The sequence below is a fragment of the Alphaproteobacteria bacterium genome (genome assembly GCA_016699735.1).
GTDB lineage: Bacteria > Pseudomonadota > Alphaproteobacteria > Micavibrionales > Micavibrionaceae > JAGNKE01.
Genome location: CP065008.1, coordinates 2,561,823 through 2,586,254 on the forward strand (window position 1 = coordinate 2,561,823; position 24,432 = coordinate 2,586,254).

Genomic DNA, 24,432 nt, shown 5'->3' on the forward strand with positions numbered 1-24,432 from the left:
TTACTCTTCCGAGATGCGTGCGCGGTCATAGGTGCCGATTCCGCCGACATCGCCCTTCACCACCGCAATGATGTAGTTCTCCTTGCGCTCAAGCGGCCACTCGTTCAAAGAGGCGAATTCCTTGTCACCCGAAAAGACTTTCAAGGAAACCTTGATCGGATTGACTTCGATATTCATCATCTGCCCGGCCTTGATCGGTCCGACGACGTTGATCTTGCCATCGGCGGTCTTGATCGCGATATCGTCAAGGTCCGTCAGGTTATAGACGACGATATGCGCTTTCAGTTCGTTGGTCGCCATCGGGTCTTTCTCCACCCGCAGAGCTTTGTTCTGCAGGATCACGGTATAGCGGCCCTTGGCTTCGGCATCGAACTCGGTCTTGAAAGAACCCATCTCGACGGCGATTTTACCAGGCGCAATGACGGAATAAGGCTTCACGCCGCCGAATTTGACGCCGTCACGTTCCTTGCCGTTCACCTTGGGGGGCAGTTCGGACTCTTCCGGTTGGGCATGGATAAAGCGCACATAGGCCGAATTTTCCGGCGGAACGGGATCATAAAGCCCCTCATCCTCGGACGCCGCAAAGGCGCCTGCGCCCGAAATAATCGCTAAAGCCATGATTAACATGGCAAAAGTCAGTTTATTGGCAAAAGTATGTTTCATGTTTTTGGTCCTCATCTAAAATTTTAAAGTCCTAAGCCGCCTTAAGCTTTTGGTCGTATTCGCCGACCTCAGGATATTTACGAAGCGTGGCGTCAATCTCTTCGAACATCGCGTGCATTAATTTTTCCGAAACCGGGCTTTCCACCACCACAACCAGTGTAGGCTTGTTGGAGGAAGCACGAACCAGCCCCCACGTCCCGTCTTCCAGTGTTACGCGGATGCCGTTAACGGTCACAACGCTATGGATTTTCTGGCCCAGAAGGGTTTGGCCTTTGCTGAAAAGAGACTGATAGTGCGCGATCACGCTGTCCACAACCTGATATTTTGTCTCATCCGGGCAGTACGGCGACATGGTCGGCGAACTCCACGTCTTGGGAAGGCTCTCGCGCAAATCCGCAAGCGTCTTGCCCTTGGCCCGTTCCATCATCTGGCAAACCGCCACGGCGGTCAGGATGCCGTCGTCATAACCGCGCCCGATAGGGGAGTTGAAGAAGAAATGACCGCTCTTCTCGAACCCGGCCAGAGCCTGCAATTCGCTGACCCGGCGTTTGATATAGGAATGTCCGGTCTTCCAGTAATCCGTCTTGACGTTTAGTTGTTTGAGGACAGGATCGGTGTGGTAAAGCCCCGTAGATTTAACATCCACGACGAAGGTCGGGTTCTTGTGAACGGTCGCCAGATCACGGGCCAGAAGAACGCCGATTTTATCCGCAAAAATCTCCTCGCCGGTATTGTCAACAACGCCGCAGCGGTCGCCGTCCCCGTCAAAGCCGAAACCGATATCCGCACCCGTTTCCTTCACCCGGTCGCTCAGCGCGTGAAGCATCTCAAGGTCTTCAGGGTTCGGGTTGTAGCGCGGGAACGTGTAATCCAGTTCGCAATCCATTTCGACAACGTCGCAGCCGATGGCTCTCAAGGCTTGCGGAGCATAAACACCCGCCGTGCCATTGCCACAGGCAACGACCACTTTCAGCTTTCGGGACAGTTTGACGCCCTTGGTGACATCAGAGATATAACGGTCCTTCATGCCGTCGATATACTCATACGTGCCGCCCGCTTTGGACTTCACCTTTTCGGACAGAACCATATCCTTCAAACGCGACATCAACTCCGGCCCGAAGGTCAGCGGTCGCTGGATGCCCATCTTGACCCCCGTCCAGCCGTTCTCATTATGGCTGGCCGTAACCATCGCCACGGCGGGGCAATCCTGATCGAATTGCGCGAAATAGGCAACGGGCGACAGCGCAAGGCCGATATCCTTGACCTCGCAGCCACTGGCCATCAGGCCGATAATCAAAGCCTGCTTGATGCTGGCGCTATACGAGCGGTAATCGTGACCAACGGCGATCTTCGGCGGGGTGATCCCCTCCTCCTGCATGATCGTGCCGATCCCCATGCCCAGAAGCTGGATGCCGCGCAGATTGATCTGGTCGGGATAGAGCCAGCGGGCATCATACTCGCGGAAACCGCTGGGCATGACAAAGATATCGCGCTCGAAAGCCTCGGTGTTGGTCTTGATTTTCTTATCGCTCATGCTTGCCTCGATCTGACCTTATTGTAAGTGGACACTGAAAAACCAATCTTTTTACATAAAAACAAATAATTTGCAAAAAATAATAAAAAACCCAATCTTTAGTGCAACTTAGGAATATCCATAACCCCGGAGAAAAATCCAACCAGCGCCACGAAAACCGTCATCGCCACGACATAAAGGTAATTCGACGTCATATTGACGAATTTCTGCTGGAACGGCGTCATTCCCGCCCGCATAAGCTTGGTTTTCTGACGCGTCCAGGATTGCTTGTCCAGCCTGAAAAAGACGTAGGTTTTGATCACCGATCCCCACACCTGATTGTAATAAATCAGGAACGGGTAATACCAGCTCAGCACAGGGCGGGAGGTCATGAGCATCAAGGTCATCACCCAGCGCGTAATGCCGATCCACGCCACATAAATCGGGAAAAAGACCACGGAGTGCTTGATAACCAGCATGGCGGCGAAAACAGGACCGGCCAGCGAGGTCCACATCGAAATCCGCTGATCGACAATACACCACCACGTAAAAAACCCGATCCGCATGGGTCCAAGGGCCATCGCCCGCCCGTTGGTGCGGAGCATATTGCCGAACCAGCGGAACATAAGCTGCGTCGTGGCTTTGAAGAAGTAAGGCGAAGGCGGATGCTCGACCGTCATGACAACCGTATCGGGCACATAAAGCATATCGTAACCATGACGCAAGACCCAGTACCAGCTCGACTTATCGTCCCCGGTCAGAAACTTGAACCGACCCAGCCGCCAGTGATTGATCGAGTCGTTCTGGACATCGTCGATAAAACTGGGGTTGGTGATAATCTCGGCCCGGAACATGGACATCCGGCCTGTAAGGGTAAGAACTTTTTTCGACAAGGCAACGGAGCACATCAGCACCTGACGCTGCGCGAACCGCAGATGATGCCACTCGCGGATGACCTTGCTACCCTTGACCTCGCACAGCTCATCGGTCGTCAGGGCGCCGAGATTGGGCATCATTTTAAAGAACGGCACACATTTGCGGACCAGCCCTTCCTCCAGGATGGAGTCACCGTCAATAACAGCCACGACCGCCCCCGGTGGCGGCAGATCGCGGGAAATCGCCCGGAACCCCTGCGCCAAACCATCGCGCTTGCCCGTTCCGGGAATCCGCACGATCATCAGCCTGACATGATCGGGAGGATTGAGGCTGGCGTAAATCTGTTTGACCATGAATTCATCGCCAAGCTCGACGATAGAGGCCACAAGCGTGGTCGGCAGTCCGCAATCAATCGCTTCCTGCACCGCCGCCGTAAAGACTTTAACCGAAGTCTGCGCCTCAATACGGAAACTGGTCACAAGCAGATAGATATAAGAGGGCATCAGCCCCTCCCCACCCCGCTCGGCCTTAGCCCGCAAGCCGGGGAAGGTGATATGGCGGTACCACAGGGACCGGAGAAAATGAATAAGCCCCCAAGTGTATCGCCACGCGGCAAGCCCGCCCACGACCAGAATGAACTGGTTCGAGACGGGATCGAGCGCGTATTTCGGCAGAAACGAAACCAGAATCAGCAACAGGACGGTGTATATCGTAAACCCGGGCAATCCTTCGATTCCCAAAATACGCCGTCCATGCTGCGGTTCCGTTCTCATAGTCTTACAGTCTGTATATGCTGTTTCCGTGGTCTTACCAGCATATTCCGGTGTAGGACGCACGGTCTTCCACCGGATTGTTTTTCAGGCGGACCAGATCGATGATCGGGGTCTGCGCGGAAGTCTTCGCGATGATTTGTCCGTAATCTTCGCCGTGGTTGCCGATCACGATGACCTCGGCTCTCGGCAGAAATTCTCCGGCGGTTTCCACCAGACACTTGGAAATCTGGGGGATTCCCTCGCGGATGTACTTCTGGTTCGCCCCTTCCATTTGGGAAGCTTCAAACACGCTCGGATCATAAATCACCAGCTCGTAGCCTTCTTTCAGCAACAGATCGGCCAGCGTAACCAAGGGGCTTTCGCGCAGATCGTCGGTTCCGGCTTTAAAGCTCAGGCCCATCATGCCGATCTTTTTCTTGCCCGTTTCCTTGATCAGCTTGACGGCGCGGCGGACCTGCTCGTCATTGGCTTCTAGAAGCGCATCGAAGATATGCGTCTGAACGCCCTTCGCCTTTCCGCAGGCACGGATGGCACGGACGTCCTTGGGCAGGCACGAGCCACCGAAGGCAAATCCGGGCTTCAGATAGGCTTTGGAGATATTCAGCTTGGTATCGAGGAAGAAAATATCCATGACCTTGTGGCTGTCCACGCCCATTTCCTTCATGATATTGCCAAGTTCGTTGGCGAACCCGACCTTCATGGCGTGCCAGGCATTGTCGGCGTACTTGACGCCTTCGGCCACTTCAACGGTGCAGATCGCCTGATCGGCCTTGATATCCTTATAGATTTCAACCATCGCATCGGCGGTCTTTTTATCCAAAGAGCCAATAACGACCTTCGGAGGATTGAAGTAATCGTAAATCGCGGTGCTTTCCCGCAGGAATTCAGGGTTGTTCCCGAAACCGAAATCCACGCCGGCTTTTTTGCCCGAAGCTTTCTCAAGCGCAGGAATAGCGATGTTACGGGCGGTACCCGGAACGACGGTCGAACGCAGAACGACAGAGTGGTAACCCGGCTTGTCCTTGATAACAGCGCCAATCTGGGCGCACACCGCTTCGACATAATCGAGCTTCAGGGAACCGTCGGCATTGCTCGGCGTCCCGACGCAGATCAGCGAGATATCGCTGTTCAAAACGGCTTCGCGTACATCCAGAGTCGCCTTCAAACGGCCATTCACTTTATTCGCTTTAATCATTTCGGGAAGGCCCGGCTCGATAATCGGTGAGCGGCCCTCGGCCAGACACTTGACCTTCACAGGGTCAGTGTCAATCGCAATAACGTCAAACCCCGACTCCGCCAGACACGCGCTGGCCACAGCCCCAACATACCCCAGTCCAAATACACTTATTTTCATAACTCAGTATCCTCAACATTAAAAAAACAGCCTAGCTCATATATAAAATCTGGATAATTTACAACTAAATAAAACGGGAAAAACCCTTAAAATTTTGCAACGCAACAACTCGGCTCGCCAAAATACAGGAAAACCGCGGCTTGTAGCAATATGTAAATAAAGCGGCTTATGAATAGGATAATATTCCCAATATTATATTTCCCGTACCCAAAAAGCAAAAAAATTAGGGTTTCTTTTTCACAATGCTTTTAAAAGCTTTCTCGAACCTCTCGCCCGATTCATCTGCTTCGACTTCTCGTGCATAGGCAATAAACTTCTCTTTTTGGGATAGTTTTTGTTTTGGCTTTTTACGCGGTGGCTTTTTCTCTGGCATCTTTCGCTTTACCAATTCTTTCATATGTCAGGCGTTTACCGACAACCCCGCGCAGCAGGGTAGCTGTACGGTCTTCATCATTATAGCCCAACGCAGTCCGATTGTTATAGCGAAAATCAAACTCTGAAAGATAGCGGTGAAGGTGCTTTTCATCACAGTGTTGATAAACACCCTTCATGCCGCGTTTGAAAATCCCGAAAGAGCCTTCGACACTGTTATTGTGCACATTGCCACGCACATATTCTTTATTGGCATGGCGCACACTGTGGTGTTCGGCAACGTGTGCTTCTGCGCCCTTGTATAGCAAGCTTTCGTCTGTATGAAGGTGGCTTTCTTTTGCAACATTTTCAACAACGATACGGGCCACTGTAGCCTTATCAGCACGATCAACATGGAAAGATCGGATTTTGCCTCCACGCTCTACGAGAGACACAATAGCGCATTTATGTGCGCGTTTTGCGCCCCCTTTGCCTGCGGGGTATGGGGTTCCCCAAGCATTGTGAGTAGGGGCTGGACCTGATTTGTTGCCGTAATAAGTTTCATCAGCCTCTACAATTTTACCTTCACCACCAAGCAAATCAAAAGCACCATCGCGCATTGCCTCACGGATACGGTGTGACAAAAACCAAGCAGACTTCAGGGTAATGCCGAGTGTACGATGAAGCTGATTAGCACTTACACCTTTCTTGCTTGATGAAATCAGGAACATGGCCTGTAACCAGACGTGTAGCTTGATGTGGCTGGATTCAAAGATTGTGCCGACTTTTACTGTGAAGGGTTTGCGGCACTCATAGCATTTGTAAACACCAATGCGAACTTTGTTCTTGCTGTCTGATTTGCTGTTTAAAGCACCAGAGCGATCTACTGTCCCACAGTGAGGGCATATCCGACCATCGGCCCAAAGTCTGGCTTCAACAAAAGCGTAAGCTGCTTTTTCATCATGGAAGTGTGCTTGGTTCAATACAGACATGGCTATCTCCTATCCCAGTAATGTAGCCTATTATGCTTGAGCGGTCAAGCAATATCTCACAAGGGTTATGTGAATCTGGAAAATCATTGAATTTTTAGTACTAGGGGGGTATAAGTAAAGAAGCCGAAGCGAAAGCTCCGGCTTCAGTGATCCCGTAAGGAAGATCGCCAAATCACCAAGGCCTGAAAGCTTTTCCGTCGAAGGGGTAGCTTTCAGGCCTTTTTGTTACCGGCCCCTACGCGGGCGATTATGCGCGTGAGGCCTATTGCTCTTCTGGTCATGGTTTCAACTCCTTCAAAGCAGTTTAAACAACCTATTGGCATAAGGTCAATAAGAATTTTGATAAAAAATCAATAAAAACGATTTTCTTATTGACTCAACTTTCTTTGTTGTGCTATTCGTCTATGTATAAGGAGACAAATCATGTCAGAAGATGCTCAACAAGAAGTAAGTGGTCTTGCTACGCGGGATCGAAGCCCTGCTTTTCCATTTATTTCTCTAAAAGCCGCGATTGAACGATTGGGGCAATTAGAAAGTAAATTTGGTCGCCATCCAACCCCCATCGGAAAAGTTGGTCTTGCTTGGGATATGAAAGAAAACAGTAGTCAAGCTGGTCAAACAATTGCTGCCCTTAAATACTTTGGTTTGGTCGATTATGAGGGTGCCGGAAAAGATCGTAAAGCTGTTATTACAGAAGATGGGCGTAACTATTTGCGGGCGCAACAGGATGAAATAAAGAAAAAAATATTAAAGAAGGCTGCTCTTTCCCCCAAAGAAATAGCCAAATTCTGGGCTTTATGGGGCACAGATCGTCCGCATGAGGCTGTATGCCTAGACCAATTAGTTATTGACTACAAATACAACGAAAAGTCTGCTCGCCAGTTTATAAAAGTTTATGACGACACTATTGCCTTTTCAGGACTCGCGTTTTCTGATAAAGTAGTGCCTATTGATGAAAACAATGGCGAAAGCGAAGATGGGAATAAAACTAAAACAAATCAATCGGATAGTGATGAAAAACCGCCACTTTCGCCTCCGCCCTCAAGCAAAGGAAAGACTTTAATGGCTGGCGAACGTGTATTACAAGATGGTATTTTGTCACAAAACGCCACTTATCGTATTATAGTAAGTGGAAAAATCGGACCTAAAGAGATAGATCGGCTTATAAAAAAGCTGGAAGTTGATAAAGAAATTTTGGCGGAACCAGCCGAAGATGACGACTTTAGCGATATTGCTTAGTCTTTATTCCAACGGGATTCTGCGGCTTTTTTTGCAATGGCCTTACGCTGTTCTGGTGTAAGGCTTTTTGCACGAGCCTTTCCACCTTTCAGGCCACCTAATCTACCCAAAGCGACAGCGGCTGGATTTTTCTCTTTATCTTTCATCCCACCAGCTTACTTGAACGGTCAAGCATTTTCAAGGGCTTAGTGAAAAATCAGACTGGGTACGGGAAATATAACATTGGGATAATATTCCTAATAAAAAATCTGATATAAGTACAGTCTCTGGGCAGACTCAGAGATGCGATGTTCCTATTCCGTCTGGATGAAGAATATTTTCTGGTTTTCGGCTAGTTTGCTGACTGATCCAAAACGGTTAAGGTTGGTATCACAAGCAGGACAGAATGCAAAAACAGACAGCTTGGCTTCAAATCAGAAAACAAAATCTGTTACATTTTCTGTCTGAAAAGACCTCTGCAAAAAGTATAGAATTTTTTGCTTTCACCAACTTTAACGATCATCAAGACTGGCGTCCCCTACGGGATTCGAACCCGTGTCGCCTCCGTGAAAGGGAGGTGTCCTAGGCCTCTAGACGAAGGGGACGCACTAGGAAAGTTTGGAAATGCTTTATAATCGGTCTGCCCCCCCGAAATCAAGCCTTTCTTTTCAGGGTAAAAGCTTTTTGGGCCTGCCCTTGTAACCGTTCGCGCACGACGGCAGAATAGACAGACAGGAAAACACTATACGCCGGTAAGGAAAACCCCATGGACACGTTTCAGGCCATCCGCGAACGCCGTTCCCTCAAACATTACGATCTCGCCCACCGGCTTACGCAGGAAGAAGAAGACAAGCTTCTCGACCTCGCCATGCAGGCGCCCTCCTCCTTCAATATCCAGCACTGGCGGCTGGTCAAGGTGAGCAACCCAGACCTGAGAAAACAAATCCGTGCCGCCGCCGCCGATCAGGCGCAGGTCACCGAGGCCTCGCTTCTGTTTGTCATTACAGCCGATGTCAAGGCGTGGGAGAAAAACCCGCAGCGTTACTGGCGTAACGCCCCGCAGACCGTGCAGGACGTCCTCGTCCCGTGGATGAAGCCTTTTTATGAGGGCAAGGAACAGCTGCAGCGGGACGAAGCCATGCGCTCTGTCGGTTTCATCGCCCAGACCATGATGCTGGCCGCCAAGGCCATGGGCTATGACTCATGCCCGATGATCGGCTTTGATGCCGATAAGGTCGCCCAGCTCATCAACCTGCCGCAGGACCATGTGATCGGCATGATGCTGGCCATCGGCAAGGCCACCAAGCCCGCCTGGCCCAAGCCGGGTTTTATCGAGCGCAAGGAGATGGTCATTGAAAATAAATTTTAGAATATTATGAAAAAATACTCCGGTTTTTCTTTATAAGAAACCGAATAATCCATGGAAAATCCGCTGCGCCGGAGATAAAATCGCCTCCCTGATATATGATTTTCGGAGCACGGATAATGGGTCTGCACAAGGCTGACAAGAAGAGTGAGGAATCAAAAGCTTACTATCAGGAAGCGGTGTCATGCATAAAGAAACAGGATTTCGTAAACGCAGAAAAAAACCTGCTTGCGTCTATTAACTGCCACCCTTCCGCGGATGCCTATCATAATCTCGGGGTTCTGAGATTTATGCAGGGCAAAGCCGAAGAAGCCCTGCAACACCTGCACTCCGCTGTCATGATTGATCCGGCCTACGATGAATCCTACGCCACCGGAATGCGGATCATGCGCCAGCAGGGCAACATCCCCCGGGCGATAGAATACTGCGCCATGGCCATAAAGGCGGCCCCAGCCAAGGGCGCACACAAGGCGGAGTTCATAAGCCTGATCAGCAATATGAAATTTATGGCCTTCAGCCCGGATATAAAACAACTGATATCTTTATGCATGGAAAACGGCGATCAGGACAGTGAGCGCCTTCAAAATGCCTGGATGAGCCTATACCGCCTGGATCCCCTCCACGCCCCGCTCGTCAACATCGCCAAACAGGAAGACTTTAAGACCTTCGAAAAGGCCATGGGAAAACTTAAAGACCTAGCCCCTCTGAACGACCGCTTCTTTACGCTTGGCCTCGAGAATATGGGGTTTAGTGATCTTGCTTTTGAGCGGTTTTTGACGCATTTGCGCCACCTGCTTCTGAAAGATTATTCATCAAACAGCGCAAAAAGATTCGGATTGAAATACCTCTCCTTTGTCGCGGCTCTGGCAACCTACTGCTTTTACACGGAGTTTATTTTTCACTGCGGGGAAGAAGAAAATGCATGGTTGAACGATTTGCAGGCAAAGGTGGAATCCGGCCCGAACCTGTCGGAAGCGTTATATGCACTGTGTCTTCTGGGCTGTTACCGGCCCTTGCACAAACATCCGCGGGCGCAGGATTTTCTGCAAGCCTCTGAACAACGGCCCGAACTCAAAAACTTTACCCTTTATGTCCTGCGCCAGCCCCTGACGGAGCAGGATCTCAGGAAGTCCATCCCCCCGATCACGGATATACAGGCCGGAACCTCCAGCGAGGTTCAGAAGCAATACGAGGAATTCCCCTACCCCCGCTGGCGCATCTTGCTGAATGTCAAAAAGCCCGAGGCTCTCAATCAATTCAAGGAAACGGATGAGTTGAAGATTCTGATCGCGGGATCGGGAACGGGGAAGGAAGCGCTTGTCTATGCGAAGCTTTTCCCGAAGGCGGATATTCTGGCGATTGACCTGAGCCTCACCAGCCTGTCCTACGCCCGGCGTATCGCGAACGAAAACAACCTGTCGAACGTGACGTTTCGTCAGGCGGATATCCTTCTTCTCGGGTCGGTTCTTAAACGCGAATACGACATCATCGTCTCCTGCGGTGTTCTCCACCACCTGAAAGAACCCGAAACGGGACTCGGCATACTGGTCAGCCTCCTAAAACCCGGCGGCATCATGCATCTGGCCTTCTACAGCGAAATCGCCCGCCAAGGCTTCGTAGCGGCGCAAAAGATAATTAAGGAAAAAAACTACGGCCACGACGCGCAGTCCATTCGCAAGTTTCGCGCCGATATGCACAGGCTTCTAAAAAAGAACGACTATGAATCGATCATCTACTCACATGACTATTATTTCACTTCCGAGTGCCGCGATCTTCTCTTTCATGTCATGGAGCACCGCCTGACAATACCCCAGCTTTCGCAGATGCTGGACAGCGTGAAGCTTGAATTTCTGAGCTTCAGCGACCTCGGGGGCAACATGATGCAAATCTATGACCGGAATTTTCCTCAGGATCCCCAGCGGACAAATCTGGAAAACTGGGACAAGCTGGAACGGCAATATCCCGCGATGTTCCGCAAAATGTATCAGTTCTGGGCCAAAAAACCCTGAATGACTGCTCTTGAAAGTTCGTGGTTGAATTTCATTTCTTGAAATGAGAAAATCAGTTATTATACATAATCAACAAAAAGTCAAAGATAGAGAAAAATGGACGAAGACAAACCGAAAAGCCGATTGGGCAGGATCGCGGATATGAAGCTCGGCGATTATATGGCTCTGCAAACGCAGCGTATTGGCGAAGGCCTCCCCTCGACGGAGGGCGAAGCGCCAACCGCAAAGACGGAAACGGCGGACGCAGGCGCCGGAAATTCAAGACTTCAGCATCTGGCCGGAATGACTGCCACTGATGTCAGAAACCTCAAGTTCGAAGAAGCCCCGCCATCCGGCGAGGCTCCCTCCGCTTACGATCTTTCCGGCTGAGGTTAGACCCAGTCGGTGTTGAGGATCGGCTGATCCGCCACCAGATGCCCGGAGGCCAGCAGCCCGTCCACGGTCAGCCCCGCATGATCGCCCGCCAGAACGGCCAGCGGCGACCAATACTCTCCCGACCCGTCGGCACGAAACTTGATATCCGTGCGCGTATCGTCCCTGTAAAACAGACGAACGAAGTCGTTGATATCGCTGGTCAGGGCGTCGTAACCGTCCAGAACGTCGCTGATGTTGATGACGTCCTCCTGCACGTTGAAATCCTCGATCCGGTGCGCCTTGACGTCATAGGAACCGTAAAAGGCGAAAGTATCAGCGCCCTCTCCCCCGAACATGATGTTCTGCCCGTAGGACGACCCGGCCAGGATATCATCGCCGCCGTCCCCGTACAGCAGGTCGCGGCCACTACCGCCGATGAGAAGGTCTTTATCCTCGCCCCCATGCAGTTTGTCGCGGTGGGACGGGTCGCCGCCGCCCCGGTCATCGGCAATCAGGATGTCCGCGCCAAAGCCGCCCTTCAGTTCGTCGCTGCCCGCGCCGCCATAGAGCGTATCGTTGCCGTCTTCGCCTTCAAGATAGTCGGCGCCGCCCCCGCCATGGAGTTCATCGTCACCGGACCCTCCATAGGAACGGTCATCGCCATCACCGCTATTCAGGACATCATTGCCCGAGCCGCTGTGCAGGGAGTTATTGCCGTTCCCCGCATAGATGGTGTCGTTCCCGGCATTGCCGATGACTCTGTCGTTGCCGTCGCCGAAGATGAAAAGATCGTCGCCGCTATCGCCCCAACCAAGGTTGTCGCCATAATTATCGTAAATAATGTCGTCGCCGTGCCCACCGATCAGACCGTCATTCCCTGCCCCCCCGCACAGGACGTCGTCACCGGGGCCGCCCCTGATACCAAATCCGTAGGGATAGCTATTATCCGATGGCCCCGGGAACAGCCAGTCATCGCCGCTGCCGCCAGTAATCGAATCGTTTCCTTCATTGCCGAAAATGACGTCCGGCCCTTCGGCACCGGACAGGTCGTCATCCCCCTCGCGCCCGTAAATCACATTATGCCCGTCAACGGCATAAATATTGTCATTGCCCCCTCCGGCATCGATAAAGTCGTTGTCGTCGGACGTACGAAGTTCATTATCCTCCGGCCCCAGAACGACAACATTCTGATAATCATAGGACGGATCGTTCCAGAAATAGTGGAGCAGCGTATCCGTAGCGGTGTTATAGGAAAGCTCGCGGATCAGGCGACCGGAAACGGCCGGATCATAAGCCTGGATCAAAATCTCCCCGGTCAGGTTGTTGTAGGAAAAGCTCGGACGGGTCATAACGAAAACTCCTTTGAATATGTTTTTGTGAATGGAAGGATTCCTACGCCACCCCATTTTATTTTGCCTTGACCGAGGTCAAAACACGGCCACGCGCCTTGCCGTTCCGCCCCTAGTGAAATAGGATATCAGCCACGCAACAAGGGAAAGCTCATGAGTTCAGGTTTACTGGCCCTCCTCGACGACATCGCCGCGATCGTCAAGGTCACCGCCGCCACGATCGACGATGTCGCGCTTCAGGCCGCGAAGGCCAGTTCGAAGGCCGCCGGAGTCGTCATCGACGATGCCGCCGTCACGCCGAAATATGTTGTAGGCCTCAGCCCCTCCCGCGAGCTTCCGATCATCTGGAACATCGCCAAGGGTTCTCTCAAAAACAAACTTGTGGTTCTCCTGCCCGCCATGCTGGTGCTTGGCACCTTCGCGCCGTGGGCGGTTGCACCCCTTCTGGCGTTCGGCGGCGCCTTCCTGTGCTTCGAAGGCTATGAAAAACTGCACCATATCGTCCATGTCTGGCTTCACGGGGAGGAACATCATCAGGACGAGGAAATCGAAATCATCACCCCCGAAGAGCTGGAAAAAATCCGCACCACCGGAGCCATCCGCACCGACTTCATTCTGTCTGCGGAAATCATGGCCATCGCCTACGCGGTCGTTGCGGCAGAGCCATTCCTGATCCAATTTGGGGTGCTTCTGTTCGTGGCCCTGGCCATCACGGGCGGTGTTTACGGCTTCGTCGGCTTCATCGTGAAGATGGACGATATCGGCCTCCATCTGGCGCAGGATCAATACCACAAGGCCATGCAGAAAGTCGGTCGCGCCATGATCAAGGGAATGCCCGCCCTGCTCGTCGCGCTCAGCTATATCGGCACCGCCGCGATGCTCTGGGTCGGCGGCGGCATCATTATCCACGCCATCCCCGTACTTCACCATGAAATGCAGCATCTGGTCCACGGCCTGCATCTGGAGGGTCTGGCCGCGTGGGGACTCGAAGCGTCATTGAGCCTGATCTTCGGGATCGTCATCGGCTTCTTCGTCGTCCAGATCGTCGAGCGCACGAAAAAATACTGGCCTGAAAAAGCGCCTACAGCCGAATAATCTTTATTCTATTCCATGCTGCACAAAAGTGTGGGTAATGATTTTCTAATATAAAATGGGGATAAATGTTCCCATCGTCCGGGTTCGTGCAGATTCTCGTTTCGCCCATGTTAAATAAAAAGTGAGCAATAAAATATAACTAAAATACTGCAAGTTTCTTAAATCTCATGCGCATAGGATTAATCACAAATAAAGCGTCACTCCTGTTCTTCTGCGCTTTTTTGTCGCTCTATTTTTCCTCCGCGGCTCATGCGGGCCTCGGTGCTTCGGTTACGCTGTCGAGCGGGCAGCCGACCTCGATTAACCCCGGCGAAACCACGCAGCTTGAAATCACCCTTTCGAACAGCAATACGACCGCGCCGATCAATAATGTCGATTTTTCCAATCTTCTGCCGGGGACGTTGCCGGACGGATTGAAAATATCGGGAGCGGCCACATATACGTGTACCGATCCGTCGATCCCGGCGACGAATCCGGGATCGGGAACCCTGACGACAGTCATCGGAACACAGACCATTACACTGGATGACGGGATCATTCCCGCACGGGATGCGGGGAGCAGCACGGACGGAACCTGTACCATCATCATTCCCGTCACCGCCGGAACGTCCGATGGAACGGCCCAGACCTATAATTACCAGATCGCCAGCGGCGCCGTCACCGGAAACGATGGCGGCGCGGTTTCCAACAGCGGCGCGGTCAACCAGAGCATCAACGTGTTGGCGATTTCAAGGCCGGTGGTCACAAAATCATTCGCCAGCTCGACGCTTGTTTTGGGCGGAGCGGCGACAACACTGACGATTACCATCAGCAACCCTGCATCGATCGACCTTCCCAACTTCGATATCACGGACAATTTCCCGCTTCCGGGTGCGGGGCTTTCCTATATACAGGTCGCCGCAACACCCGGCGCAACATCAACCTGCACGGGCGGGGGAACGCCTCCGGCTTTCACGCCTTCCGCCGGAGACGGGTCGATCACGGCCACGGGCGGAACGATTGTCGCGGCGGGAAGCTGTACGATCACCGTTCAGGTCGAGGCCCGTCATACGGACGGGGATTATCAGACCGCCTTTCAAACCAATCTGATCGACGGCGGAACGGATTTCAGCAACGATCTGGGCATTCAGCCGCTGGATGCCAGTGCACAGGTCCGCACGCGCTCTCCGCTGGCCGTAACAAAATCCTTTGATAACCTCGCGATTGCCAGCGGGCAAAGCGACGATCTGGATATTACCTTCACAAACAGCGGTGATTCTGCGCTGGTAATCAATTCCTTTACCGACAGCCCGATTGACGGGGTCGGTAATCTGACTTACGGGCTGAAGGTCAACGGCATCCCCTCCATGAGTTGCACCGGCGGCGGAACGCCGGGAACTTTTGCACGAACCGCTAACGATCTGGGCGTCACACAAACCGCCGATACCACGGTTGCCGCCGGACAAAGCTGTACGCTGACCGTTAATTTCACGGCGACGGCGCAAACGCCCAACGTCCCGATCTCCTTTACCAATACGATTGCCGAAGGCGCCGTTGGAACAGTGACAGCCGGAATCGTCTCGCAATCCACATCCGCCTCAATACTGGTTTCGGACGAGTTGCGGATCTTAAAATCGGTCACACCGTCCAATCCCGCCCCCGGCAACCCGGTGCGCTATCAGGTCACCGTCCAGAACTGGTCGGCTGCCGCCATCAATAATATTGAGACGATTGACACCTTAACGAACGGCCAGACTTTCCTGACCGGAACGATCAACGGGCTGACCTTCACGCCCAGCCTCTCAGGCACAGGGTGTTCAGGTTTGACCGTCCCCACAGCCGTCGGCGCCAGTTCGGTTTCGCTGACCATCGGCACCCTGCCCGCCCGCACGTCCTCCTTCGTGCCCGGAAGCTGTGTGATCACCTTCTGGGCAATGACGGACAGCGGCGCGGCGAACGGAGCCGCCGTGAATAACATCCTGGGGGCCGGAGACGTTTGCTACAACGCGGGCGCGACGTGTAACGGCTCGGCTTCGAATTCAACCTCCTCATCCGTCAACGCCAATACCCTGACCGCCAGTAAGGTTTTTTCTCCCGCAGGGCCGCTATCCGAAAACTCCGTTTCGACGATGACGATCACCCTGACGAATATCTCGGCCAATACGATCACTGCCGCTTCGGTCAGCGACAGCCTGCCTGCGGCCAATATCGGAACGGGGCAACTGCGAATTGCCAGTCCTCCCAACGCCTCCACCACCTGCAGCGGCAGCCCGACGATTACGGCTGTTGCGGGAACAACCTCCATCACCATGAACGGCGCGACGATTCCGGCGCGGGCCAGCAACGGGACAGGATCATCGGGCACATGCACCCTGCAAGTCGATGTCACCGGTCCGGCGGGGGTTTACGACAATACGGCGGTGGCGGCGGGAACCCAAACTTACGGGGACGGAACGACCGATCCGGTCGGCCCCGTTAACTCGAATACGCGCAGCATCACTTTCACTTCCTCTCTGTCCGCGACGAAAAGCTTCCTGCCCACCAGCATTTCCTCCGGCGGGCAATCGACGGTTACGGTGCGGCTCAGCAATTCGGGGGCGATCCCGATTACCGGGCTTAGCCTCACCGACCCCCTGCCCGCAGGTATGACTCTGGCCAATCCGGTGAACGCGCAAACCACCTGCGCCGGGGCGACGTCCTTTACGGGCAGCAGCGGGGATTCCTCGATCACGATGACGGGCGCAGAAATCGCGGGCAGCGGAACCTGCGATGTGCTTTTTGACGTGGTGGCCACGGGCTCCGCGAATTGGGTCAATACTATTCCCGCCGGAAACATTCTGGCCGATGGCGGCGCGGCCAATCAGACGCCCGTCACGGGGACGTTGAATTTCAACGCACCGACCGGAATCACCGTCGCAAAGGCTACTGCCCCCAGCACACTCACCTTCCCGGGACAGACCAGTGTTCTGACGGTCACGCTTACGAACGGGACCACGGCGGTCACCGACTTGTCCTTTACCGACTATTTCACGACAGACGGAACATCGGGTGCCTCGGCAAACGGGATGCGGATCGCGGCGACGCCGAGCGCCTCGACCACCTGCCCCGGAGGAACAGTCAGCGCGACGCCCGATGGAACGTCGTTTTCCTTGTCGGGAGCATCTCTATCGGCAAGCGGAGCCTGTACGGTCACGCTGAACGTGACCTCGGTCGTTGTGGGAGGGATTACGAACTTCATTCCCATCGGCAGCGTGACGACCGATCAGGCGCTGTCCAACAGCGGCGCGGCCACTACGAGCCTGACGACGCAGGGCAATCTTGGCATTACGAAGAAATTCACGCCGAACGTGATTCAACCCGGCGAACGTTCGCGCCTGCGGATTACGGTCTACAACCCGACCTCCCAACCTGCGGTGAGTATTTCCGTCACCGATAATCTTCCTGCCGGCGTGACGGTCCCCTCCGGGGCCAACCCGACGACGACCTGCACCGGGGCGAGCATCAGCACGCCCACCACTTCGCAAATTATCGTCAGCGGCGCCAGCCTCCCGGCGGCTTCGGGCAGTACGGCGCAGACCTGTTACGCCGAGATCGACGTGACCTCAAGTGTCGCAGGCGACCACACCAATACCATTCCAATCGGCGGCGTCACCGGAACGATCGGCGGAATCTCCGCACAAAACTCGCAACCCGCCAGCGACATCCTGCGGGTGAAACAGCCGCTCTCCATCCATAAGGCCATCGGCGGATTTACGCTAGATGCCGGCAACCCCTCGGGCTTTACGACCGGATCGACCAGCCGCTCCGCCGGAGCCACGGCGCCTCTGGTGATTTCCCTGACGAATCCGAATACCGCCCCTTTAACGCAAGCCTCGCTCACGGACAATCTGCCTTCGGGTCTGGTCATCGCCCAAACACCTGCGGCTTCGACCACCTGCGCGGGCGGGACCGTCACGGCGCAAGCTTCGACAGCTGTTCTGTCCCTCACCGGCGCGATAATCCCGGCCAGCGGCTCCTGTACGGTCACCGTCAATGTCCTGAGCAATATTACCGGTACCTATACGAATACGATCGCGGCGGGCGCTGTCTCGACGCTTGAGGGCGTCACGAACGATGAGCCGACGAGCGCGGAACTCACGATTTCCTCGCCCCCTGAAGTGAGAAAGGAATTCTCCCCGGCGGCTATCCCCTCCGGCGGAACGTCCACAATGACGATTGATTTTGTCAACGATAACGACGTAGCCTTGACGCTGACGGCGATCTTTACCGATACGCTGCCCACCTCGCCCGGCGCGGTCGTTGTCGCGGCAACGCCGAATGTCTCGACCACCTGTCCGGGCGCCGTGACCGCCGTAGCGGGCGCCGGAAGCATCAGCTACGCCAATGGGGCATCTATTCCCATCGGCGGCTGCAGTATCAGCGTCGATGTCACGGCCACGACCGTCGGCGTTCATACGAACAATATCCCCGCTGGAGCCTTGCAGACCAACCTTGGCAACAACCCCGCTCCGGCCAATGCGGAACTGACCGTCACGACGCTGGGCTATATCGCCGGACGCGTATTCAAGGATCACAACGTGACCCCGAACGGCACTTACGAGTCCGGTACGGACGATCCGATCAACGGCGTGACGGTGCAACTCCGCTCCGGTGCGAACTGTTCGGGGGCTTTGATCTCCAGCACCTCGACCTCTGCAACGGGCAGCTATATCTTCACGGGTCTGGCCGCGGGAACCTATTCCGTGTGCGAACCGACGCAACCGACCGGGACCGTGAACGGCATCACCACCGCCGGAGCCATACTCCCGACCAACGGCAGCACGGGCACGGCGGGAACGGCGTCCAACCCGACGGCAACCACCAGCCAGATTATCGGCATCGTCCTGAACGGCGATGGCGGCGGCGGGGAAATATCCGGCTCGACGGGCAACGATTTCGCTGAAGTGGTGCGGTCTTCCATTTCGGGACGCGTTTTTAGAGACGTCAACAATAACGGCGCCCAGAACGGAGCCGATACCGGCATCTCCGGCGTAAGCATCCAGCTTCTCGACAGCGGGAATACGGTGATCGCTACGGCCACGACCGATGCCAATGGGGATTACAGTTTCACCAATCTTGATCCCGGAACCTATTCGGTGCGCGAACCCACGCAACCCGCAAGCACCAGCAACGGCATCACCACCCCCGGCACAGTCGATAACGGCGGCACAGCAGGAACGGCCACAGCGGTCGGCGTGGTCCCCAGCGTTATCAACACGATCATCCTGCCCCCCAACACGGCGGCGAACGACAATAACTTCGCTGAAATCCCTAACGGGCGCTCTATCACGGGCCTGGCCTTCCTAGATTACGATAATGACGCCGCCGAGGACGGGGTGGATTACGGCCTTTCAGGCGTGACGGTTAATCTGACGGGAACGGATATCAACGGTGCGCCTGTTTCATCCAGTACGGTCACGCTTTCGGATGGAACTTTCAGTTTCACCGGTTTGGCTGAGGGAACCTATACGCTTTCGCAGGCCACCCAGCCCGCCGGAACGACCAACGGCACGACGACCGCCGGAACCACGGGCGGCGCGGCCAGCAACCCGACCGCCACAACCAGCCAGATATTGAATCTTGACCTCACAGGCGCGAACACGCTTTCGGCGGCCAACCTGTTCCCTGAAATCCCTTCGGCTTCCCCCGATCTGACCATCGTCAAGACGCACAGCCCATCGAGCTTCGCCGCCGGATCGTCTACGGGAATCTTCACGATCACACCGAGCAATATCGGCGCAGCCCCGACCAGCGGCACGATCACGCTCAGCGATACACTTCCGGCGGGGCTGACTCTGGCTTCCGTCCCCAGCGGGACCGGATGGACCTGCTCCGGCACGGTAGGCGGCTCGAGCTTCACCTGCACGACGACCAGCGTGATCGCTGCGGCCTCGAACGGAAACGCTGTGTCCCTCCGCGCTCAGGTGGCTTCCGGCGCCTCCGGCCAACTCCTGACCAATCAGGCGGTGATTTCCGGCGGCGGCGAACCCGCAGGCTTTAACGGCAACAACACGGCAACCGATACAGTCGGCATCGCCAGTGCTGCGACCGTGTCCGGGACGGTCTGGCGCGATGACGACCACGACCGTCAGATTGACGGCGGGGAAGACTTGATCGAAGGCTGGATTGTCGAACTGGTGCTGGGCGGTACAGTGATCGACAGCACGACCACCGCTGCGGACGGAACCTATACACTGACCACCGTATCCCCCGGCTCCGGTTATGAAATCCGCTTCAAGGAGCCGAATTCCGGTATCGTCTTTGGCAATGCAGTGACGAATGAACAGGGCATTGCGCCCGTGGCCAATACCCGGGATACCGGAGGCTCGACGGCCAACGGGGGAACGAACGCCGGAAACCCGGCCGGCGCGGATACGACCACCGTCACCGGAACGCTCACGGATCTGACCATTCTGGCCGGAGATAATATCATCGAGCAGTCCCTGCCGCTTGATCCGGCGGGGATTGTTTATAACGCCGTCACACGCACCCCAGTGCAAGGCGCAGTAGTCACGATCACCGGCCCCGGCGGATTTAATCCGGCAACCGATCTGGTCGGCGGTGCGCCCGCTCAAGCCGTAACGACAGGCGCGAATGGTTTTTATCAGTTCCTGCTGACCCCCGGAGCGCCTGCGGGAACCTACACGCTTGCGGTCACGACCTATCCCGCCGGATTCACCCCCGTCCCCTCGACACTTATCCCCGTCTGTACCGGGCCTTTAACCGTGGATGCCGCGCCCGACCCCGCCGAAGTCCATGACAGCCCTAACCCGCCCGATACCGGGGATGCTGTGCAGAGCGGCGGCGCCTGTCCGGCCAGCACGGGTGCTTTCGCCCCGGTGGATCAGGCGACGACACAGCACTACTTCTCCTTTGTCATCAACCCCGCCGTCTCCGGCGACGTGGTGAACAACCATATTCCTCTCGATCCGATTAACGCGGGCGATATCGTCATCAGCAAGACCACGCCGATCGTGAATACGAATATCGGGCAGTTCGTGCCCTATACGATCACGCTGCGGAACACGACCGCCAATCCCTTCACGGGCCTTGATGTCCGCGATACGATCCCCGCCGGGTTCAAATTCGTTGAGGGCAGCGGCAGCCTGGATGGGGTCAAACTTCAACCCACCGTCAGCGGCCGCGCCGTGACGTGGCTCAATCAAGACCTCGCCGCAAACCAGACCAGGAAATACAAGATGATCCTGATTGTCGGTTCCGGCGTCCAGCCGGGAGAGTATACGAACCGTGTTCAGGCGTTTAACGGTGCGACGGCTGTGACGAACCTCGCCACCGCAACGGTGCGGATCATCCCCGACCCCGTCTTCGATTGCTCGGACCTGATCGGCAAGGTATTCGATGATACCAACCGCAACGGCTATCAGGATGAGGGCGAGAAGGGCATTCCCAACGTGCGTCTGGCCACGGTCAACGGCGTTCTGGTCACGACCGATGAGCATGGGCGCTATCACGTCGCCTGCGGCGATATCCCCGATGAGGAGCGCGGCAGCAATTTCATCATGAAGGTGGATGTGCGGACCCTGCCGACCGGATACCGCCTGACCACGGAAAACCCCGGCATGGTGCGGATGACCCGCGGGAAAATGGCCAAGCTCAATTTCGGCGCCGCCATCCACCGCGTTGTGCGGATCGATATGACGGATGAGGCCTTCATCTCCGGCGAAATCGAACTCAGGCCGGAATGGAAGAGCCAGCTTGTCCTGCTTCCTGAGCAGCTTAAATCCGGCCCGTCGGTTGTGCGGTTTTCCTATAAGGCGGAAATCAGCAATGAAAAACTGGCCCACAAGCGCCTTAAAAACGTCATCAAAATTCTGCGTCAGGAGTGGAAAGGAAAAGACTGCTGCCATGAAATCATGATCGAGGAAGAGCTTATTCTCCCCTCCTCTAAAGAAAATAATAAGGCGGGCGCACAATGAAAAAGCTTCTTCTCCTTAGCACAGCCGCTCTCGCCCTTGGCAGCACCGCCTTCGCCTCAAAAACCTCAGCGCAGGACCACTGCGAAGGCGAAGGCTTTTGTCAGCCTCCGGCCAGCATCGGCAAGCAGTCGATGGACTCTCATGTTTCAACGCCTGCCCTGCTCCCTGAAGCCCCACCGAATACCGAACGCAGGGACGAAACAGTCGAGCGTCCGCCTCACGGACACGCACAAGCGCAATCCTGTCTGAACGCGAAGGACGGCGCCCATGCGGTGGACACGCCGTTCAGGATTTCCATCGATGGTGCGCCCTTGAGCGGTTTAGATGCCCTGAACAGCGCGGATGTTATACGCTGCAAGGATATGGCGCTGGAGCAAGCCGATATCCAGTTGCGCTACGAAGTCTTTGAAAAAAATCAGGCTTTGAACGTGACCGCTGTGCCTCAGGCCATCGTGCGCGGCGAAGCCGTTACCTTTACCCCTTATTCAAATTACATCTCTTTCATCAACAGGGCGGAGGTGCGGATTTTCAAGGAAGGCGCGTCGCTCCAATCCAAACCGCTGGCGATTGTGCCGATGGATGGTCTGCTGGCGCAAGATGGCGTCTGGCATTCACCGACAGGATCGAAGGAAAATCAACTGCAATACGTCCTGCGTGTTTATGACACAAAGGGCCGTTTCGATGAAACCAAACCGCAGCTTTTAAAGCTGGTCGATGAGCAAAGGCCCGCCGAGGCGCAAGAGTCGGACGATCGGGAAAAGCTTGTGGGGTACGGGGAAAATAACCTCTCGCTCAGCAACATTCCTGTCTCCGGCGGGATCGTGACGATCAACGGAACTAACCTTGCTCCCGGCTCTAAGGTCAACGCTCTTGGCCTGGATATCCCCGTGGATGCGGAAGGTCAATTCGCCACCCGCCAGATTCTGCCCGAGGGCGTACATGACATCGCCATCCAGACCGCCTCCCCCGACGGTTCACGGAGAGAAATCATCCGCCCGGTCCTGATCCCCGATCAGGACTGGTTCTATATCGCCCTTGCCGATCTGACGTTCGGCAAAAACAATGTGGACGGTCCGGCCAAGTTGGTGACCGGAAAAGACACCAAGCGCTACAACAGCGATGTCTTTGTCGATGGACGATTGGCCTTTTACACCAAGGGAAAAATCAAGAAAGACTGGCAGGTCACAGCCAGTGCCGATACGAAGGAACAGCCGATTGAGGATTTGTTCTCCAACTTCACGAACAAGGATCCGCGCTATCTTCTGAAAAGAATTGATCCGAAGAAATACTATCAGGTCTATGGCGACGACTCGACCACGCTGGAAGACGCACCAACGCAAGGCAAGTTCTATATCAAGGCCGAGAAGGACGACAGCCATATCATGTGGGGGAACTTCCAGACGCGGACGACCGGGACCGACCTCCTGAATTACAGCCGGACGCTTTATGGCGCCAACGCACAATATCTAAGTACGGAAACGACACGGCTCGGCGAGCGCAGGACGGAAATCAACGCCTTTGGCGCGGACCCCGGCACAGTGGCCTCTCTTGAGGAATTCCGCGGCACGGGCGGATCGCTCTATTATCTGCGCGGGCAGGATGTGGTCATCGGCTCCGAACGGCTGAGGATAGAAATACGGGACCGCGATTCCGGCATCATTTTAAAATCCCAATATCTGGTCTACGGGCAGGATTACGAAATCAACTATACGCAGGGGCGCATTTTGCTTCGTGAGCCTTTGTCTTCAACGACCTCAGGGGACAGCATCGTCAGCACCGGCCCGCTGTCGGGCAACCCAGCCTATCTCGTCGCCGGATATGAACACAGCCCGAGCGTGACGGAGATTAATAACCTGACCAAGGGCGGGCGGGCCAGCCACTGGTTCAACAACCATATCCGTCTGGGTGCGAGTATTTACGACCAGCAGGGCTCGGGTCTGGATCAAACGCTCAGCGGGTTCGATGCCACGCTGCGCTATGCGCCCGGAACCTACCTGAAACTCGAACAGGCCCGTTCAAAAGGCGCAGGCAACGGTGCCCTCTCCTCCACCAATGGCGGATTTAACTTCGATGCCATCGACCAAACGGCGGGCGTGGATATCGACGCCAACGCCTACCGCGCCGAGATGGCCGTTGATCTCTCCGAACTCATCAAGGGGCGGCAGGGAACGCTTAATGCCTATACCTTGCGCCGTCAGGACGGGTTTTCCGCTCCCGGGCAGCTCACGGACGAACAAATCATCCAGCACGGATTTTCCGCCAATATTCCGGTGAACGACAAACTCTCGGTCGGCAGCAAGATCGATTTTAAATCCGGCGAGGAAACGGGCGATCTCACTTCCGGGGAAGTCAGCGGCAGTTACCAGCTTAACCCTGAGAGAAACGTCGCCGTCGCCCTGCGGCATGACGACCGCAGCTCCTCCGAATATGGCGAGAACAGCGATATTCTCTCCGAAGAAGGGGCGCGCACCGACCTGGCGCTGAAATATCATTACGTCCCCTGAACGCGGCGGGTGAGAAGGAACGCTATGATGTCTATGGTCTGGTTCAAGGAACGCTGCATC

Annotated in this window: 14 protein-coding genes and 1 tRNA gene; 7 read left to right on the forward strand and 8 right to left on the reverse strand. The window is 55.1% G+C overall.

Annotated features, from left to right (window positions below; all coding sequences use genetic code 11):
- The 5 genes from IPN28_12755 to IPN28_12775 all read right to left on the reverse strand — a co-directional run bounded on the left by IPN28_12755 (position 1) and on the right by IPN28_12775 (position 6,522).
- A complete protein-coding gene (locus tag IPN28_12755; GenBank protein ID QQS57104.1) occupies positions 1-663 on the reverse strand; it encodes an alginate O-acetyltransferase AlgF in 663 nt (220 codons plus the stop codon).
- A 31-nt stretch (positions 664-694) separates the two neighbouring features.
- Positions 695-2,197, reverse strand: a complete 1,503-nt coding sequence (locus IPN28_12760; protein QQS57105.1) for a phosphomannomutase/phosphoglucomutase — start codon at positions 2,195-2,197, stop codon at positions 695-697.
- 98 nt (positions 2,198-2,295) lie between these two features.
- Entirely contained in the window at positions 2,296-3,825 is a 1,530-nt protein-coding gene (locus IPN28_12765) for a glycosyltransferase family 2 protein (GenBank protein ID QQS57106.1), read from the reverse strand.
- A gap of 34 nt (positions 3,826-3,859) precedes the next feature.
- Positions 3,860-5,179 (reverse strand): UDP-glucose/GDP-mannose dehydrogenase family protein, encoded by a 1,320-nt coding sequence (locus IPN28_12770; GenBank protein QQS57107.1) that lies wholly within the window; start codon positions 5,177-5,179, stop codon positions 3,860-3,862.
- A gap of 347 nt (positions 5,180-5,526) precedes the next feature.
- Entirely contained in the window at positions 5,527-6,522 is a 996-nt protein-coding gene (locus IPN28_12775; GenBank protein ID QQS57108.1) for an IS1595 family transposase, read from the reverse strand.
- A gap of 423 nt (positions 6,523-6,945) precedes the next feature.
- Here IPN28_12775 and IPN28_12780 point away from each other — a divergent pair, with 423 nt between their 5' ends.
- On the forward strand, positions 6,946-7,761 hold the full coding sequence (locus IPN28_12780) for a hypothetical protein (protein QQS57109.1): 816 nt from the start codon (positions 6,946-6,948) through the stop codon (positions 7,759-7,761).
- On the opposite strand, the gene IPN28_12785 is transcribed toward IPN28_12780, so the two are convergent.
- Positions 7,758-7,907, reverse strand: coding sequence for a hypothetical protein (locus IPN28_12785; protein ID QQS57110.1), 150 nt, complete (start codon positions 7,905-7,907; stop codon positions 7,758-7,760). The two genes, IPN28_12780 and IPN28_12785, sit on opposite strands and share 4 nt — an antisense overlap.
- Before the next feature lie 362 nt (positions 7,908-8,269).
- Positions 8,270-8,345: transfer RNA gene (locus IPN28_12790), tRNA-Glu, on the reverse strand.
- Between the two features lie 161 nt (positions 8,346-8,506).
- On the opposite strand from IPN28_12790, the gene IPN28_12795 reads away from it, so the two are divergent.
- The 3 genes from IPN28_12795 (at position 8,507) to IPN28_12805 (ending at position 11,484) form a co-directional block, all read left to right on the forward strand.
- Positions 8,507-9,109: a nitroreductase family protein gene (locus IPN28_12795; protein QQS57111.1), complete on the forward strand. Its 603-nt coding sequence runs from the start codon at positions 8,507-8,509 to the stop codon at positions 9,107-9,109.
- A gap of 116 nt (positions 9,110-9,225) precedes the next feature.
- The gene (locus tag IPN28_12800; GenBank protein QQS57112.1) at positions 9,226-11,115 is read left to right on the forward strand and encodes a methyltransferase domain-containing protein; all 1,890 of its coding nucleotides are present in this window, start codon (positions 9,226-9,228) and stop codon (positions 11,113-11,115) included.
- Between the two features lie 96 nt (positions 11,116-11,211).
- Positions 11,212-11,484: a hypothetical protein gene (locus IPN28_12805; protein ID QQS57113.1), complete on the forward strand. Its 273-nt coding sequence runs from the start codon at positions 11,212-11,214 to the stop codon at positions 11,482-11,484.
- A gap of 2 nt (positions 11,485-11,486) precedes the next feature.
- Here the strand turns inward: IPN28_12805 and IPN28_12810 are convergent, their stop codons facing one another.
- A complete protein-coding gene (locus IPN28_12810; protein ID QQS57114.1) occupies positions 11,487-12,818 on the reverse strand; it encodes a type I secretion C-terminal target domain-containing protein in 1,332 nt (443 codons plus the stop codon).
- A gap of 153 nt (positions 12,819-12,971) precedes the next feature.
- Here IPN28_12810 and IPN28_12815 point away from each other — a divergent pair, with 153 nt between their 5' ends.
- The 3 genes from IPN28_12815 (at position 12,972) to IPN28_12825 (ending at position 24,372) form a co-directional block, all read left to right on the forward strand.
- Positions 12,972-13,913, forward strand: a complete 942-nt coding sequence (locus tag IPN28_12815; GenBank protein QQS57115.1) for a DUF808 domain-containing protein — start codon at positions 12,972-12,974, stop codon at positions 13,911-13,913.
- A 221-nt stretch (positions 13,914-14,134) separates the two neighbouring features.
- Positions 14,135-21,868: a DUF11 domain-containing protein gene (locus IPN28_12820; GenBank protein ID QQS57116.1), complete on the forward strand. Its 7,734-nt coding sequence runs from the start codon at positions 14,135-14,137 to the stop codon at positions 21,866-21,868.
- Positions 21,865-24,372 carry a hypothetical protein gene (locus IPN28_12825; protein ID QQS57117.1) on the forward strand — a complete coding sequence of 836 codons (2,508 nt, stop codon included), beginning with the start codon at positions 21,865-21,867 and terminating at the stop codon, positions 24,370-24,372. The genes IPN28_12820 and IPN28_12825 overlap by 4 nt, the downstream gene beginning before the upstream one ends.
- Positions 24,373-24,432: the final 60 nt, after the last annotated feature.